General features: G+C 61.2%; 13 protein-coding genes. 8 read left to right on the top strand and 5 right to left on the bottom strand.

Annotation, left to right across the window (positions count from 1 at the left end; genetic code table 11):
- Positions 1–84 precede the first annotated feature (84 nt).
- Both AC559A_RS14330 and AC559A_RS14335 read left to right on the top strand, forming a co-directional pair.
- A complete protein-coding gene (locus tag AC559A_RS14330) occupies positions 85–2,295 on the top strand; it encodes a response regulator (protein WP_498818431.1) in 2,211 nt (736 codons plus the stop codon).
- A 20-nt stretch (positions 2,296–2,315) separates the two neighbouring features.
- Entirely contained in the window at positions 2,316–5,564 is a 3,249-nt protein-coding gene (locus AC559A_RS14335) for a PAS domain-containing hybrid sensor histidine kinase/response regulator (protein WP_498818432.1), read from the top strand.
- Positions 5,565–5,598: 34 nt separating this feature from the next.
- Here the strand turns inward: AC559A_RS14335 and AC559A_RS14340 are convergent, their stop codons facing one another.
- From AC559A_RS14340 to AC559A_RS14360, 5 genes are all read right to left on the bottom strand, one after another.
- Positions 5,599–6,618 carry a hypothetical protein gene (locus tag AC559A_RS14340; RefSeq protein ID WP_498818433.1) on the bottom strand — a complete coding sequence of 340 codons (1,020 nt, stop codon included), beginning with the start codon at positions 6,616–6,618 and terminating at the stop codon, positions 5,599–5,601.
- Between the two features lie 21 nt (positions 6,619–6,639).
- Positions 6,640–7,569, bottom strand: a complete 930-nt coding sequence (locus tag AC559A_RS14345) for a glycosyltransferase (protein WP_028571671.1) — start codon at positions 7,567–7,569, stop codon at positions 6,640–6,642.
- Between the two features lie 63 nt (positions 7,570–7,632).
- Positions 7,633–9,993: a glycosyltransferase family 4 protein gene (locus tag AC559A_RS14350; protein ID WP_498818434.1), complete on the bottom strand. Its 2,361-nt coding sequence runs from the start codon at positions 9,991–9,993 to the stop codon at positions 7,633–7,635.
- 110 nt (positions 9,994–10,103) lie between these two features.
- Positions 10,104–10,592, bottom strand: coding sequence for a hypothetical protein (locus AC559A_RS14355; protein ID WP_498818435.1), 489 nt, complete (start codon positions 10,590–10,592; stop codon positions 10,104–10,106).
- Entirely contained in the window at positions 10,592–11,557 is a 966-nt protein-coding gene (locus tag AC559A_RS14360; protein WP_028571674.1) for a GDP-mannose 4,6-dehydratase, read from the bottom strand. The genes AC559A_RS14355 and AC559A_RS14360 overlap by 1 nt, the downstream gene beginning before the upstream one ends.
- A gap of 307 nt (positions 11,558–11,864) precedes the next feature.
- Here AC559A_RS14360 and AC559A_RS14365 point away from each other — a divergent pair, with 307 nt between their 5' ends.
- From AC559A_RS14365 to AC559A_RS14390, 6 genes are all read left to right on the top strand, one after another.
- The gene (locus AC559A_RS14365) at positions 11,865–13,157 is read left to right on the top strand and encodes a glycosyltransferase family 4 protein (RefSeq protein WP_498818436.1); all 1,293 of its coding nucleotides are present in this window, start codon (positions 11,865–11,867) and stop codon (positions 13,155–13,157) included.
- Positions 13,154–14,275, top strand: coding sequence for a glycosyltransferase family 4 protein (locus tag AC559A_RS14370; protein WP_028571675.1), 1,122 nt, complete (start codon positions 13,154–13,156; stop codon positions 14,273–14,275). The genes AC559A_RS14365 and AC559A_RS14370 overlap by 4 nt, the downstream gene beginning before the upstream one ends.
- Complete coding sequence (locus tag AC559A_RS14375; RefSeq protein ID WP_498818437.1) at positions 14,272–15,627, top strand: glycosyltransferase family 4 protein; 1,356 nt, start codon at positions 14,272–14,274, stop codon at positions 15,625–15,627. The genes AC559A_RS14370 and AC559A_RS14375 overlap by 4 nt, the downstream gene beginning before the upstream one ends.
- Positions 15,628–15,630: 3 nt before the next feature.
- Positions 15,631–16,485, top strand: a complete 855-nt coding sequence (locus AC559A_RS14380) for a glycosyltransferase family 2 protein (RefSeq protein ID WP_498818438.1) — start codon at positions 15,631–15,633, stop codon at positions 16,483–16,485.
- 291 nt (positions 16,486–16,776) lie between these two features.
- Positions 16,777–17,055 (top strand): type II toxin-antitoxin system TacA family antitoxin, encoded by a 279-nt coding sequence (locus tag AC559A_RS14385; RefSeq protein ID WP_028571677.1) that lies wholly within the window; start codon positions 16,777–16,779, stop codon positions 17,053–17,055.
- Positions 17,052–17,552 (top strand): GNAT family N-acetyltransferase, encoded by a 501-nt coding sequence (locus AC559A_RS14390; protein ID WP_498818439.1) that lies wholly within the window; start codon positions 17,052–17,054, stop codon positions 17,550–17,552. The genes AC559A_RS14385 and AC559A_RS14390 overlap by 4 nt, the downstream gene beginning before the upstream one ends.
- The last annotated feature ends 87 nt before the right edge of the window (positions 17,553–17,639 follow it).

The raw sequence follows: 17,639 nt of genomic DNA on the forward strand, positions 1-17,639 counted from the left end.
CATGCTCAGTAACGATTTCGATGGCGATTTCGATTGACCCCGTTTTACGCTGAACCGTTGAACCCCAACCTCCCCGGAAAACCCATGAAACGCAGAAACGACATCCTGATCGTCGAGGACAGCCTGACCCAGGCCATGCGCCTGCAACGCCTCCTGGAAGACGCCGGGTACGTGGTCCATGTCGGTCGCGACGGTCTCCAGGGGCTGGAACTGGCCAGACACGTTCGTCCCACGGTGGTGATCACGGACATCATGATGCCGAACCTGGACGGCTACGAATTGTGTTCCCGGATCAAGGCCGACGAGGACCTCAAGGACATTCCCGTGGTCCTGCTGACCTCTCTGACCGACCCGCGCAACGTGATCCGAGGCATCCAGTGCGGGGCGGACAACTTCATCACCAAGCCCTACGACGAGGAATTGCTGCTGCGTCGGCTGGAGCACATCCTGACCAACATGGAGCTGCGCAAGGCCGGCATCGCCCAGGTTTCCGTGGACGTGTTCTTCGCCGGGCAGTACTACACCCTGAACTCGAATCGCTTCCAGATCATCGACATGCTGCTGTCCACCTTCGAGTCGGCCATCCAGCAGAACATCAAGCTGAACAAGACCGAGGCCGAGCTTCGGGAGGCCAACCGAAGTCTGCAAGCGGCCAAGGATGCGGCCGAAGCGGCCAGCGCGGCCAAAAGCGAATTTCTGGCCAATATGAGTCACGAAATTCGGACCCCTCTGAACGGGGTGGTCGGAATGACCGGAATGTTGTTGGACTCCGAACTGAAGGAAGAGCAGCGCTATCAGGCCGAGGTGGTCCGTTCCAGTGCCCTGACCCTGCTGAGCCTGATCAACGATATTCTGGATTTTTCCAAAATCGAGGCCGGGAAGATGGAGCTGGACCGGATGGACTTCTCCCTGCACGACATGCTGGAGGAATTCGCGGCCATGATGGCCCTGAACGCCAACGAAAAACATGTGGAGTTCATCTGCGGCGCGGACCCGGACGTACCGTCCACCCTCCACGGCGACGAAAAACGACTCCGTCAGATCCTGACCAATCTCACCTCCAACGCCTTGAAGTTCACCGCCGCCGGAGAAGTCTCGGTGCGCATCGTTCTGGAAGAGCAAGCCGCGGACCAGGCCCTGCTCAAGGGCGTGGTCCGGGATACGGGCATCGGCATCCCGGAGGACAAACTGGACGTCCTGTTCACCAAATTTTCCCAGGTGGACGCCTCCATGTCCCGCAAGTACGGCGGAACAGGGCTGGGCCTGGTCATCTCCAAACAATTGGTCGAGTTGATGGGCGGCGAAATCGGTGTGTTCAGCACCCCGGGAAAGGGATCGGAATTCTGGTTCACCTTCCGTATCCAGCTTCCGGAAAAGTCCTCGCCATCGGCCATGCCCCCGGACGCCCTTCAGAACGCCCGCATTCTGGTCGTGGACCAGAACTCCGCGGTCCGCGAGTTCCTGATGAGTTGGTTGACCCATTGGAAGTTTCGACCGGTGGAGGCCAGGAACCGCTCCGAGGCCCTGGAACTGCTCTCCCGGGCCGCCACCTCCGGAGACCCGTTCAAGCTGGCCATGATCAGCCAGCCCCTGACCGAGTCGGAGGATGGACGCGAACAAGAGCCGGAAGGACAGGAGCCACGACCGATCAAGGAAGCGGAACGATTTCCTCAGACCGTCATGCTGGCCATGCTTCCCCTGGACCGACACGTTCCGACGGATCGTATCCGCGGACTCGGCTTCGCCTCCTCCATCAACAAGCCCATTCGAATGTCCACCCTTTTGGAATGTTTGACCTCCCTGCTCACTTCCGAATGTTCCCCACGCTGTCGGCACGTCGGGGGCTCCGGTTTCGCCCTGCCCCGGGTTCCGGAAAACGCAAAGGTGCTGGTGGTGGAGGACAATATCGTCAATCAGCGCGTGGCCCTGGGTATTTTAAAAAAAATGAATATCCATGCGGACCTGGCCAATGACGGCGAGGAAGCCCTGACTATCCTGGAGCACAAGGCGTATGACTTGGTGTTCATGGATATCCAGATGCCCGGGCTGGACGGTCTGGAGGTCACCCGGATCATCCGCTCCTGGCCCCCTGTCTCCGGTCCGGAAGAACCCAAAAACCCGCTTGTCCCGATCATCGCCATGACCGCCCACGCCCTGGACAGCGACCGGACCCAATGCCTGCAAACCGGAATGAACGATTATCTGTCCAAACCTCTGAACCCCAAGGCCTTGGCTGAAATGCTCGAAAAGTGGCTGGGACCCGGTTCGAACAGGGATTCGCTCCAAAGTTGCTGATCCCCCGGAGTGGCTTTAAAATGACGAAAAACACTGAACAACAGTCGCTGCTTGAGCCTTCGGCGGCTTCCCGGACTGATCAACGGCCTGACCCGGCCTCCGAACACCCGACGGACCGGACATCTGAATGTTCGGAAGATACGATGCGACTGGTCGAGGAACGCGGCGAGCTGCTGGCCGAACTTGAACAGCAAAACGAGGAATTGCGGCTCGCCCAGACCGAACTGGCCCATTCACGGGACCGTCTGCAAAGCCTGTTCGATCAAGCGCCCATCGGATACGTGGTCCTGAACGAAGCCGGAATCATCCGCGAGGTCAACCGGCGCTTCAGCGCGATGGTCGGACGCGAACCCAGCCGCATCATCGGCACGGGCCTGAACCAGTTTCTGGACCCCAGGGACGCCGACTCCTTCCTGGCCCGGTACCGCTCCTTGTACAAAAATCCGAAGAACAAGATCCTGGAAGCCAGCCTGGCGGTTGCGGGCCGGAATACCGCCATCACCGTCCGCATGGAAGCCGCGGTCTTGAAGACCTCCGCGCAGGGAACCACCAATTTGCTGCTCACCGTGGCCGACGTCACGGACCGCAAGCAGGCCGAGAAAGCCCTGCAAAGAAACGCCTCCCGGCTGCGCAAGGTCGTCCGCATCCTGGAAACGCCCATCGACTCCACGGAAGCGTTTCTGGATTTCGTCCTGCAGCAGGCCGTCGCCCTGACCGGCAGCGTCACCGGCTGTCTGTACCTTCTGGACCAGGAAACCCGCCAATTGGTGCTCAATACCAACCCGCTCACCGAAGGCATTCCCGAGGCCGCGCTCCCGATTCCGGCCCGTTTGTCCTTGGCCGAGGCCGGAGTCTGGGCCGACGCCGTGCGCTTCGCCCGTCCGGTTCTGGAAAACGACCTCGACGACCCTCGCCTCCAAGCCGGATTCTTGTCCGACGGCCCGCGCATCCACCGTTTTCTCTCCCTGCCCGTGATCCGGGACGGGCTGGTGGTCGCGGTGATCTGGGTGGGCAACAAGCCGCATGACTACTCGGAAAACGATGTGCTTCAGCTCTCCCTGCTCATGGACTCGGTCTGGAACATGGTCGAGCGCAAACGGATGGAGGTGGAGTTGAAAGCACGGCGGATCGAGGAAAAGAATTTCGCCGCCCTGGGTACGGCCCTGCTCCGTTCCGAAGACCTGGATGCCATGGCCTACCGGGTCTATAGAATGTCCCGCAAACTGACCCGCAGTCGCCACGGTTTTACCGGGCTGATCGACCCGGATACCGGGTTCATGTACAGCCACTCCATGTCCAGGGACGTCTGGTCGGAATGCGACATCCCGGAAAAGACCTCCGTCTTCAAGGAGTTTTCCGGCCTTTGGGGCTGGGTGCTGCACCACCGCAAACCCCTGCTGACCAATGATCCGAAGCAAGATGCCCGCTCAACGGGCATCCCGGCGGGGCACATCCCGATCCAGAATTTCCTGGCGGTTCCCGTAATGGTCCACGGCGAACTGATGGGCGAAATCACCGTGGCCAACAGCACCACGGAATACACCCGGCAAGACCTGCGCATCCTGAAGCGACTGGCCAACATTTTCGGCATGGCCATCGCGCGAGGCCGCTTCATTGAACGGCTGACCGAGGCCAAGCACCAGGCCGAGGCCGCGAACAAGGCCAAGAGCGATTTTCTGGCCAACATGAGCCATGAAATCCGCACCCCGCTGAACGCGGTCATCGGCATGACCCATCTGGTCCTGCGAACGAACATGACCCACGAACAGCGGGACTATCTGCACAAGGTGGACCGCTCGGCCCAGTCTCTTCTGGCGGTTCTGAACGATATCCTGGACTTCTCCCGCATCGAGGCCGATCGCCTGGAACTGGAGAAGACGCCGTTCTCCCTGGACGATGTCCTGGAGAACCTGGCGACCATCATCTCCGGGGCGATCCAGGACAAGGATCTGGACCTGCACTTCAAACTGGAGCCCGATATTCCCCGGACCCTGCTCGGCGACCCGTTGCGGCTGAATCAGGTGCTGATCAACCTGACCAGCAATGCCGTCAAGTTCACGGAAAAAGGGAGCATCACCATCCATGTCGGTGCGGATGGCCAGATTGAAGGCTCCCGTGAGCTGCGGTTCAGGATTGAGGATACGGGCATCGGCATGACCCAGGAGCAGATCAGCCGTCTGTTTCAGCCCTTTTCCCAGGCCGACACCTCCACCACCCGGCGCTTCGGCGGGACCGGACTGGGATTGTCCATATGCAAGCGCTTGGTGGAGATGATGGGAGGAGAGATAGCCGTCGTCAGCGAGGTGGGACGGGGCAGCACCTTTTCCTTCACCGTCCTGATGGAGCAGGCCGATGCGGAACAGGTGGCCGGGCTGGCCCTGCGACGCCAGCGGGCCTATCTGACGGAACATGCCCTTTCGGACTCCGCCCTGCATGGCCGCAAGGTGCTGCTGACCGAGGACAACAAACTGAACCAGGAAGTGGCTCTGGGCATGTTGCGGGGGTTCGGGATCCAGGCCAAAGTGGCTGAAAACGGAGAGCAGGCCCTGGAACTGTATGCCCAGGAGCGATTCGACGCCGTGCTCATGGACATTCAGATGCCGGTGATGGACGGACTGGAAGCCGCGCGGCGCATCCGGGCCTGGGAAGCGGAACAGGGACAGCCCCGGGTGCCGATCATCGCCATGACCGCCCACGCCCTGAGCCAGGACCGGGAAGCCAGCCTGAACGCGGGCATGGACGACCACCTGGCCAAGCCCGTCAACCCACAAGGGCTCTACCAGATTCTGAACACCTGGCTGCGCCGGGAAACGCCGCCGGACGGCGTACGGCAAATATCCCCAGCGACCATGACCGCGCTCACGCCGGATCTCAAGACACCAGCCGTCCCGACGGACGGAGAGGCCCTCCTGCCCGGCATCGATATGCCGTCGCTCCAGGAGCGACTGATGCACGACGAAGACCTGATCCAGGAAGTATTTGGACTGTTTCTGCGGGAAAACGTCGGAAAAATCGACCAGATCCGGCAAGCCCTGCTCCAGGGTGACTACGCCCAATCCGTCCTGCTGGCCCACTCCCTGAAAGGCATGGCCGCCAACATCAGCGCCGTCCCCCTCTCCCAGGCCGCCGCAACCCTGGAACATACCCTCCGCGAAACCCAAACCATCTGCTCCCCCCAAGCCCTGGAGCCCATGCTACGGCAAATCGAAACGGCCCTGAACGAGGTCACCCGGGGATTGCGAGCGCGGCTTCCCGGACTGGACGCCTGACCTGCCTTCGCGGGCCCGCTCCCCCGGAAAACCGCTACGGGGAAAACGTTGGTGCTCCGGTGAAAAATTGCTGGCAGGTCAGGACCAGAGCGGTCAAAACAGGCAGCATCAACAGGATGTGCGCCAGCATCAGTCCTTTCAGGCGCATGGGATGCTGGCTTTTGATCAGCGGAATCAGGCTCAGCCAGGCCAGCAAGGATAAAACCAGAAACGCCAGTAGAGCCGCGAGGGCCGAAGATCCGGATACCGCCGCGAGGGCGGTCGCAAGCCAAGAGGACGGCCCCTGAAGCGCCAAATCGGCCCAGGGCACGCTGAGGGCGATGAACGTCGTCACGCCCCAAAGGGCTTGGACCACGCCGGAACTCAGGGCCCTGCCGGAGCAGGTCCGCGCGGCCCAGGCGTAGTAGTCCCGTCCATAGTCTTCCTTGTTGCGCCGGGCCACCAGGAACAGCAGTCCCGCCCCACCGGCCAGGGCCATGGCCAAGAACAGGCCTTGGGCCCAGATCAGCCAGGCCGTGGGATTCATGAGCAGCAGCGGCAGGGTAACGGGATCCATCTTTTGGGCCATGCCCTCGACGCGCCCGCTCTCCAGCCAGCCGGTAATGAACAGCATCAAGGCGACCATCCAGGTCAGGCAGGATATGCCGCCGAGCACGAAGTGCACGGCAGAGCCTTTCTTGTGTCGCCTCCAGGCTCGGGCGGTAATGATGGACGTCAGGACAGCCAGCATGCTCACGTGCCCGGGGATGTCGAAAAAGAGGTGGTAAAACCGTCGCAAGGTTCCGGACACCGGCCAAATCTCGCTGATCCAGAGCCCCCACCTCGCTGAAACGAGCAACAGCCACACGCCCAGCACGAGCATCCCGAACTCGGACATCTGCTTGGCCAGCTTGTCCGCGAACACTCTGGACGATTTTCTGTATGTCACCGCCGTAAGCACGGCCACGAACACCGCCCCCACGGCGATCAGTCCGGGCAGGAGCAATGCCGCCAAGCCCAAGGCCGGAAGCAGAACGTCCGGCGTGATCAGGGCCGATATGTCTTCCATCCGCATGATATTTGGCTCCCGATAGTCTTATCGTTCGATGATTTCGCGAATAATATAGGACTTATCCTTGGATTTCTCGTAGTACAGCTTGGACATCATGTCCGCGAGGAGGCCGCTGACAAAGAGTTGCAATCCAGTGATCACGGAAAAGGCGGACAAGAGCGGCCAGACCGTGTTGGAGAGGTTCTGCCCCTTCAGGAACAAGATCAACGTATACAACGAGAAAAACATTCCGATACCCAACAGGACCATTCCGACTCCGCCCAGCAGATGCAAGGGCCGGACCGCATATTTGTTCCAGAACCACACGGAAACCATGTCCACGAAGCCTTTCATGGCCCGCTTCCAGTTGTACTTGGAAACCCCGGCCACCCGGGGCCGGTGGTTGACCTCCACCTCGCCCACGGTGAAGCCCTTGATCTTGAGCAGGGCCGGAATAAAGCGGTGCATCTCGCCGAACAGATTGATGTTTTCGAAACATTCCCGCCGATAGACCTTCAGGGCGCAACCGCTGTCGTGAATTCTGTCCTTGACCAGCACGTCCCGCAACATTTTGGCCCCGTTGGAAAAAAACCGTTTAGAAAAATTATCCTTGCGGTTCTTGCGCCATCCCGAAACCACATCGTAGTCATGCTCTTCCAAATAGGCGACCATCCGGGGGATGTCCCGGGGGTCGTTCTGCCGGTCGCCGTCCATGGTCACGATATACCGGTATCGAGCCTGCTTGATCCCGGCGTCGAAGGCGGCTGTTTGCCCGAAGTTGCGGCGAAAGCGAACAATTTTCGCCGGCGAACATTCCTTGGCCCGCTTCAGCGTCTCATCCTCGGACCCGTCGTCCACCAGGATGATTTCATACGTATACCCGTTGGCTTCGCAAACGTCCTTGATCTCCCGGTGCAGTTCCGCCACGTTGCCCTCTTCGTTGTACAAGGGCACCACAACCGATAATTCCGTCATGATGGCAACTCAACTTGTTTCATAGCTGTTCGATAATCAGATAAAATCAAATCGTACTCGTGTTCAGCCCAGCCCCATTCGATCCAACACCCGCTGAAATCGATCATGGAACCTCTCGGCCACGAAGGCTTCCCGACGCTCCCGTTGGGACTGGATCACACGTTGCCGGACCTGGTCGTCACGGATCAACACATGGGCCAAAGCGGCCAGCCGAGAAGTGCTCTCCACCCGATGAATCAGCGCTCCGGCGCCGCCCATGGTTTCCGGGACCGCGGAACTGGCTAAAGCCAGCACCGGGATATTGAACCACATGGCTTCGATCAGCGGCACGCCAAAGCCCTCGTGCTCGCTCATGGACCAAAACAGATGGGCCGTGCGGTAGCAGGACTGCAAGCTCGCATCCGGAATGCTTCCCAGAAACAGCACGTTGTTTCTGAGGCCGAACTTGTCCACCATCCAGGTCAGGCTGACATAATAAGGGTCCGCCGGGTCGTAGCCGCCCGCCAGGATCAGCCGGGCAAAAGGATCCAGAGTCCGGTACGCGGCAAAGGCCCTGATCAGTTGGTCCTGACGTTTGTTCGGCGCCAGTCGTCCCACAAACAGTATATTCGTCCGTCCGTCCTGAAACCGGGCCATCAGGGTCGGCCCGGGAGAGTTGTTCCACTGGCCGGGGTCCACGATCAAGGGCAATACGCCCGGATCACGAAATCCGGCCTGGGCCAGTTCCTGGGCATTGTAGGCGGAGTCTCCGACGCTGAGCGGAAACCGGTCCGCCAATGATCCCAGTTCGGCTCGACCACCTTCCAGCAGACCGACCCGGGCATCGCTGTAGGGCGCATAAAAGTGCGCCGGGGTGACGTTGTGGTAGATCAAGCATTTCGGTCCGTTATGGTCAGCGGCAAAAGGCGTCAGATCCGAACCGATGGAATGGTGGTAGATCAGGCCGTCGCCGGGTTTGATGCAGCCATCCTGAAAAGGATGAGCCAAGTGCCGGGCCGCGGAGTCCAGGTGTTGGCCGGGCAGATAAATTTCCGAGGCGAATCCGCGTGCAATGAGCTGTTGACGGATGGCTCGGGCATAGTTGGAAATGGCGTCGCCTAGGCGAAATCCGGCCACGATCTGATGGACCGACCGGCCCGAGGAGCGCACTTCGAGACGGCTTGTTTTCGGCCCCGGCGCAGGGGCCGAGGTCGGAATCAGGCCCAATGCCTGTTCATAGCGATCCACCACCCGCTCCCAGGAAGCGTGTTCCCGGGCATAGGCCTGGCCCAGTCGTCCCAGAGAGCTCAGCTCGGCTTCGGACGCCTGCTCCACGGTCGCGAACAAATCAGCCCATTGGTCCAGGGTCTCCGCCAGCCAGCCGCCGCCACTGCGGCGGACCACCGTGGCCGTGGCCAGACAGCGTCCGTGGGCCACCACCGGTCGCTCACTGAACCAGGCCTCCATGATCACCCGCGAATAGCTCTCGTTTTCGCTGGGATGAAACAAGGCGCGGCATTTGGCCAGGAGAACGGCTTTATCCTCTTCGCTCACCAAGCCCAGATCCACCACGCCGCGTTCCCGGTCGTCGTAGGGATGGTCCCCCGGACCGGCAAGAACCAGTCGCAACCTGGACTCCGGGTGGCGGGACCGATAGGCTTGGTGGGCTTGAACCAGAAAGTTCGTATTCTTATGCAGGTCCCTCCGGCCCAGGCAGAGCACGAAGGCCTCGCCCGCCTGATCCAGAATCCGATTCGTGTCCGACCCGACATGCGGAGCGACCAGTTCCACCCCCGCGCCCACCAGCACGCCCTTGGAGACGATCCCAGGGCCATAGAGCCGCTCGGCCAAGGCCTGTTCTCCGGCGGAGAGGTACAGAATGCCCTTGGCCTGCCGAAAAATACGTTCCACCTGAGACAGATAAGCATAAGCCTCGTCGTGCAGGCAGGGCATCAGAAAGGCCCGCTCCGCCACCAACGGCAGTCCGTTCAAAATCGGCCCGTACAGATAGGGCAAAAAAACCACGGCGGCGTAGTTTTGACCATGGCCGCGCAGATGGTTCAGCAGCCCTTGGGCGTTGACGCTGTCTGAGGCGAAAACCTCGGACGCATTGCCCGGCACCGGACTGACTCCGGGCTTCAGCATGTTCCGATCCAGGCGCAGCAAGTGACCGTTCAATGCGTTGAAATCCTGGAAGGAACTCCGGCGCAAGGCAAACCGCCGGATCACCACTCCATCTTCGCGGCTCATGCCTTCGGGGTAATGATTCTCGGCCCAATGGTCCTGAAATGAACGACCGCAGGTGGTCAGCACCTCGACGCGATGGCCCCGAGCCGCCAGCCGGGTGGCCATCTGCCAGGCCTGCTGTTCGGCCCCGCCCTTGAGGTCCTTGCCGAACCAGGGAATAACGATGGCGATGGTTCGTTCTATGGAAGTGGTATGCACGGTGAAATCGGATCGATGAGGTGATGAGGAGACGCGGTCCGGATCGGACCACGAAAGATCAGGCCGGGAACGCATGGTCGAGACGACGTGGCCGGGACTATCCGGCGGCGTCAGCCCCGTTCCCGCAATTCCCGCAACTCGCGTTCCAGGCGGTCCACCATGGCCTGCTGGGCCGCGGCCCGGACCTGCATGTCGCGCAGCACCTCGGCCAGCTTGTGCTGTCCGCGCCGGACCTGCTCGTTGAGCTGGCGATTGACGGCCATGGACTCCCGTAAGGCCTTGATCAGGGCCAGATTCACCCCGCGCTGCTCCCGGAACAGCACCTCGTAGAATCTCAGGATGAAGCGATGCAGAAATCCAAGGTACTTCAGGGGAAACCGGCTCATCCTGGCCGGCAGCACGGTTCTGGACGGGAAACACTGGGCCGCTTCGTTGACCAGGCCTTCCACGTGGTAGCTGCGCAAAGCGATGTCGTCCTGCAAGGCCTTGATCATCGGATCGCCCTGATCCGCACCCATTTCCGCCAATACGGCGTCGATCTTGGCATTGAGTTCGTCGACGGAGATCCCCGCCGCGGTGATATCGGTGGTTTCAGACATTACTTCACCTTCGCCTCGACCATCATCCGAGCCACGTCCGGCATGGCGAACTTGGCCCGCCACCCTAACTCTCGCGCGGCCTTGGTCGGGTCGGCGCGGCTGATCATGATGTCCGTGGGACGGATAAATTCGGGGTTGGTACGCACATGACGGGTCCAGTCCAAGTCCAGGCGCTCGAAAACCATGCGCACGAAGTCTTCCAGGCTGAAGGTTTGGCCGGTGGCGATGACGTAGTCGTCCGGGGCGTCCTGCTGGAGCATCAGCCACATGGCCTCCACGTACTCCGGGGCCCAGCCCCAGTCCCGCTGGACGTCGATGTTGCCCAACGACAATTCCCCGCCGCCCTCCCGGGCGATCCGGCAGGCCGCGGCCACGATCTTCTGGGTCACGAAGCGTTCCGGGCGCAGGGGGGACTCGTGGTTGAAAAGGATTCCGGAGCAGGCGTAGAGGCCGTAGGCTTCGCGATAATTGGCCACTTCCCAGAACGCGGCGGACTTGGCCACGGCGTAAGGACTGCGTGGTCGGTACGGGGTCTCTTCGTTGGCGGGCACCCCCTGGGTGTTCCCGAAGCATTCGCTGGAACCGGCGTTGTACAACCGCACCGGTCGTTCAAAGAACCGAATCGCCTCCAACAGATTGATCACCCCGACGCTGATGCTCTCGAAGGTTTCCATGGGCTGTTCAAAGGACAGTCCCACGGAACTCTGCCCGGCGAGATTGTAAATTTCGTCCGGCTCGGAGCGGATGATGGCCTGCAGCACGCTGCGAAAATCATTCACGGCCACGGAGAAGAGCGTGACCCGGTCCAGCACGTCCAGCCGCCGCAGATTCGCGAACGAGGACATCTGCACGTCCCGGGACGTACCGAAAACCTGGTAGCCTTTGTCCAGCAGCAGCTTGGTTAAATAGGCCCCATCCTGTCCGGAGATGCCCATGATCAGGGCTTTTTTTTGTGGGTTCGACATATCCTTGGATCAGATCTGTTCGGGGTTACTTTTCGGGAGGGATATTCATGAATCAGAGCAGATTTTTTCTCGATCCTCATCCGTTATCTGAATCGGCATCGAAATCGAAATCGCGATCGAAATCGAACCTCATGTCCAAAAAGATGACGTAATCCCGGGTGATGCACAACATTGTCCAATTCCGATTTCGATTTCGATTGCGATTTGGATTTTGATGAGAAAAAACCTGCCCTGGCTCATGAATGCGGTGGTCTTGCGTGAAGCTGTTCTTTATGGTCAAATTTTCAGCTTGTCCACCTGGAACCCCATGCACCACACCTCCCCTTCTTCATCCACCAAACCGGACGTCCTGCTGCTCACGGACCCCTTGCGCGACACGCCCTTGACCGGGATTGGCCGCTATGTCCTGGAGCTGGCTCGTGGGTTGCGATCCCACTCCGGGCTTGGTTCGGTGCGTTTTTTCGCCGGCCGCGGCTGGGTGGCTGATCCGTGTCGGCCCTTTGCGCCAAGTGTTGCCAAGGGTGCCGCAGCGGATGCGCGGACAGGTTCGGATCAAACCGGACGCCTGCGGTCACTGCGCAAGGCCCTGCCCTGGCGATGCTTGCAGGACCGAATCAGTTTCAGCTTGAAAAAGGTTTCTTTTTGGACAAAAACTCGCCGGGGTGCAACCCCGATCGTACATGGCCCCAACTATCTGCTCCTGCCCTACGACGGCCCGAGCGTGGTCACGATCCACGATCTCTCCTTCATTCATTACCCCGAATATCACCCCAAGGAACGGCTTGCCCTGCTGGACCGGGAGCTACCCAAAACCCTGCGCCGGGCGGACCATGTGCTCACGGACTCGGAGTTCGTTCGCCGGGAAATCATCGATATCCTGGGCGTGGCCGCGCACCGAATCAGCGTCACGCCCTTGGGAGTGGACCCCGTCTTCCAGCCCATGTCCGCGCAGCGTACCCAGCCTGTCCTGAAAAAGTTGAGCCTTGAACACGGACGCTACCTGCTTTGCGTGGCCACACGGGAACCGCGCAAGAACCTGGCCCGATTGCTCACGGCCTTTTCCGGACTTCCAGCCGGAATCAGGTCCACTTTTCCTCTTGTCCTGGCCGGATCCGGCGGATGGCTGACCGAAGACCTGGAACGGCTGATTCAGCCTTTGGAATCCTCCGGGCTGGTCCGTCGCCTGGGCTATGTTCCGGAACCCAGCCTGCCCGCCCTGGTCGCCGGAGCTTGCGGACTGGCCATGCCCTCGTTTTACGAAGGATTCGGCCTGCCCGTCCTGGAAGCCATGGCCTGCGGTGTGCCGGTGCTCACCGCCAACCGCGCAAGTCTGCCCGAAGTGGCCGGAGACGCGGCCCTACTGGTGGATCCCGAGGACGAGCAGGCCATCCGCGAGGGCCTGGAGCGATTGCTGACGGACGAACGGTTTCGAAGTACGGCCACGGAGCGCGGGTTGAAACAGGCCACGCGGTTCACCTGGGCCGCATGCGTGGACCAAACCGTGCGGGTCTACCAGCAAGTCGCCGGTCACCAGGCTTCCCCCTCTTTCTCCCAACACCCCTCCCCGGCGTCTCCGGGAGATGTACGAGTGGCACCATGAAGCGCACCACAAAACGCCTTTTGGTCGACCTCAGCCTGACGGCCCAAACCGAGGCCGGTTCCGCGGTGTACGCCTGGGAAATCTGTCACCGCCTGATGCGTCAGGCCATGCCCATGCAGGTCATGCCCCTGACCAGCCCTTTCCGCGTCCAGGGCCGAACCGGCATCCGGCGCAAGCTCAACGGCCTGCTCCGTGATCTGCTCTGGCGGCCCCTTCTGGCCGGTCTTGAAGCCCGGCCCGACGACTGTTTTCTGTTCACCAACGCTTTTGTGCCCCGGAAATTTTGGCGTCGAAAATTCGGAGTGGTCATCCTGGACCTGGGCGCATGGCACGACCGGGCCTTGCTCTCCTGGCGCGGACGCCTGGGCACCCGCTCCCTGCCCGCGGTCCTGGCCGGCGCGACCCATATTTTCGCCATCTCGGAACACACGGCTCAGGATGTTGCCCGCGAATTCGCCATTCCCCTCCATCGGATCACCCTGGCCCCCTGCGGGCTCTCCGAAGCCTTCTCCGCTCCGGCGGCTCCCTTGGCGACAATCAACGGCATCCCTCTGCCCCCGCGCTACCTGCTCCACGTGGGCAGCCTGGAGCCCAAGAAGAACATCCCCTTTCTGCTCCAGGTCTTTGCCCAGCTTCGACAGCAGGACGACAACCCGGCCTCGCCGCCAACCGGCACACGGCCCCCTTGCAAACTCGTCCTCACGGGCGGCGAGTCCTGGCACGACGCATCTCTGCGCCAGGCCGTCGCCGACCACCCCTATGCCGAGGACATTCTCATCCTTGGCCGGGTGGCTCCGGAAGAACTGCCCGCGCTCTACCACCAGGCCGCGGCCCTGGTCTTCCCCTCCCTGCTGGAAGGTTTCGGCCTGCCGGTAATCGAAGCCCTGTCTCAAGGCACTCCGGCCCTGGTCCAGGCCAACAGTTCCCTGACCCAGTTCGGGGCCTACGGAGCCACGGTCCTGGACAGCTTCGAGCCCGAACTCTGGGTCCGTCGGCTCCAGGAAATACTTGCATCAGAAGCCGGAATACCCGAGAAACAGAGACAGGCCATTCAGGAAACATTCAACTGGGACCGCACAGCCGCTATTATTCATCGGGCCATGCTTGGAGCGACATGACCGCCACATCGCTTGATCTCGGCACCCACCGCCCCATGCGCGTCGGCCTGAACCTCCTTTATCTTCTGCCCGGCATCGTGGGCGGTACGGAGACGTACGCCGCGGGATTGCTGCGGGGTTTGGCCGAGGTCGAGGACGGGTTGGAGTATGTGGTTTTCCTGAACAGGGAGAGCGCGGACTGGCCTTTGCCCGATATTCCGGCCTTTCAGCGGGTGGTCTGCCCGATACGGGCTTCGAGCCGGGCTTGGCGGCTGCTGTACGAGCAATTCCGGCTCCCCGCCCTGGCCCGCCGTCACGGCGTGGACGTGCTGCACTCCCTGGGCTACGTGGCCCCGGTGCTGGGCCGCTGTCCCGGAGTGGTCACCATTCACGACATGAACACCAGGGGCCATGGCCGGAGTATGCCGCTGTTCAAGCGCCTTGCGCTGGCCTTTCTGGTCCGTCTCGGCGCCCAGGCGGCCCGCCAGGTGATCACGGTTTCCGAATTTTCCCGCCAGGAAATCCACCGCCATCTCGGCCTGCCCCTGGAACGGATCCATGTGGTCCACGAAGCCCCGTTGTCGCCGACATCAGTGCATGAAGAAGCAACAGCGTCTCCTGTTGCCGATGCCTCCACCAATCAACAGCCTCGCCAGCCGGACGCGCCCTTCATCCTGGCCTTTGCCAGCCAGTCCCCGCACAAGAACATCCCCCGGTTGATCGAAGCCTTTGCCCGGATCGCGCCTTCCGTGCCGCACCATCTGGTCCTGGCCGGACATCTGCCCGGAGACGGAGCCGTGGACCGGGCCATCGTCCGCTGGGACATTGCCCACCGGGTCCGGCTGACCGGCTACCTGCCCCGGCCCGAGGTGGAGCGCCTACTGACCCAGGCCGCGCTGTTCGCCTTTCCGTCCATGTACGAAGGGTTCGGCCTGCCCGTGTTGGAAGCCCAGGCCGCAGAGACGCCCGTGGCCTGCGCACGTCGCGGAGCCCTGCCCGAAGTGGCCGGTGAGGGCGCGGTGTTTTTCGATCCGGAAAACGTCCTGGACATGGCCGCGACCCTGGCCCACGCCCTCACGGACGAGGATCTTCGCCACAACCTCGTGGCCCAGGGACGCCTCAACCTGGAGCGCTTTTCCTGGACCGAGGCGGCCCGCCAAACCCTGAACCTTTACGCCCGGGCCGCTTGGCGCGGTGGGAACAGGTACGCCGGATCTCCGGCCAAACCTTCGGCCGTCCTTGCACACGGCGCTCCAGCGACTTCCCGTGATCACTCAGCGGGCGAATCGTCGGACGTCGCCGATGAAGAGTTCTCGCTCGGCGATCATACACTCCCGCCTCCCCGCGCCGGGTCCAAACCAAAGCAGCCCTGATCCATGACCGCTCCCTCCGCCATGGCCCCCGGGAACGACGTTTCTCAACTGGAACGGGAACGCGCCCCGGAACACTTTCCTGAACACTTTCCTGAACACTTTCGGGTCAGCATCGTCACCGCGGTGCTCAACGGCGAAGCGCATCTGGCCGACGCCATCCAGAGCATTCGCGACCAGAACTATCCCCACATCGAGCACATCATCGTGGACGGCGGCTCCCGGGATGGAACCGTCTCCATCATCCAGACCCACGCGGACGGGATCGCTAAATGGATTTCCGAACCGGACCAGGGCATTTACGACGCCATGAACAAGGGCATCAGCATGGCAACCGGGACCATCGTCGGCACGCTCAACGCCGATGATTTCTACCCCCGACCGGACGTCATCGCCGACGTGGTCCAAGCCTTCGCGCGAACCAAGGCCGACGCGGTGTTCGCCGATTTGCTGGTGGTGGACCGGGCCGACCCGCGCAAGGTCGTCCGGTATTACGACTCTTCCGAGTTCCATCCCGGACGCTTTTGCCAGGGCTGGATGCCGCCCCACCCCACCTTTTTCACCCTGCGAGAACACTACCGACGCTTCGGGCTCTACCGCACGGACTACCGCATCGCCGCGGACTACGAACTGCTGACCCGCTTCCTGGCCCGCCACGGCCTCGCCTATACCCGCATACCCAAGGTACTGGTGCACATGCGTTCAGGAGGGGTCAGCTCCAGGAACCTCAAGAGCAACTGGGTGTTGAACCGTGAAATCGTGCGAGCCTGCAAGGAAAACGACATCCACACGTCCATGCCGCGCCTGCTCTGCAAGTATCCGCGCAAACTGCTGGAGTATGTTCGCAGGCCAGGGCGCTAGGTCCGGGCGTCTCGGGTTGGGCGACTTGGCGGCCCAGCTTGTCAGGACAATGTCCGGATGATAGAAAAATACTTCGTATCTACTCAGCACATTTTGTATCCGCCCTTGCTCCGACAATCGGAGTCGGGGTCGCTATCGGAATCGGAATCGGAACAGGAAAAATTTGAACGCTTCCCAGCGTTTTCGATCCCGATAGCGAAGCGCCGATCCCGACTCCGACCCCGACAACGGCATTACTCTATGCTGAATAGTTACAATACTTCGCCATTCATAAATCGATGGAGGAAAGATATGGCCACTGTAACGCATCAGAAAACCGAACGAATCGATGTCCGTGCCAGCTATGCGGTCAAACAGTTACTCCAGGAAGCCGCTCGGGCATCCCATAAAAATGTCAGCGAATTCTTGCTGGACGCTGGAGTGACCGTCGCCAACCAAGCTTTGGCGGATCGTCGCCGCTTCGTCCTTGATGATACGCAATGGGCCGCTTTTCAACAGGCCTTGGACCGGCCCGTCCAAGCCAAGCCCCGCCTTGCCAAACTGCTGGCGGAACCCGGGGTGCTGGATTGAACGAATACGACCCGGTTCGAAAACTTCTGCCCGAAGACAAGATTGACGGGTTTGATTGCGGCGAACCGGCATTGAACCACTTCCTGAAGCGCTATGCCCTCGTCAACCAAAAGGCGGACAGCGCTCAAACGTACGTCGTTTGCTGCTCGGGAGCCGTTGTCGGATTTTACAGCCTTGCCGTCGGCAGCGTGCATCATGAACTCACTCCAGCCAGAGTCGCCAAGGGCTTGGCTCGCCACCCCATCCCGGTGATGATTCTGGCTCGCTTGGCCGTGGACAGGGGACACCAACGCAAGGGGCTGGGCCGGGCTCTCCTTCGGGACGCCTTGTTACGTACCTTCCAGGCATCGGATATCGCGGGGATCCGATGTCTGCTTGTCCACGCCAAGGATGACAAAGCCAAGCATTGGCACACATCCTGGGATTTCGAACCAAGCCCCACCGCTCCCAACCATCTGTTTCTGATGCTCAAGGACGTAAAAGCGCTGCTTTCGTGAGCCGTCACGAAGAGTCGTGCCGCCTCGTTTTTTCCTACCGCGTCATTTCGTTCCCAGCCCCTTGAAAAAGCAGTGCCGCATGGCTCC

The sequence above is a fragment of the Desulfonatronum zhilinae genome (assembly GCF_900182865.1).
Lineage (GTDB): Bacteria > Desulfobacterota > Desulfovibrionia > Desulfovibrionales > Desulfonatronaceae > Desulfonatronum > Desulfonatronum lacustre.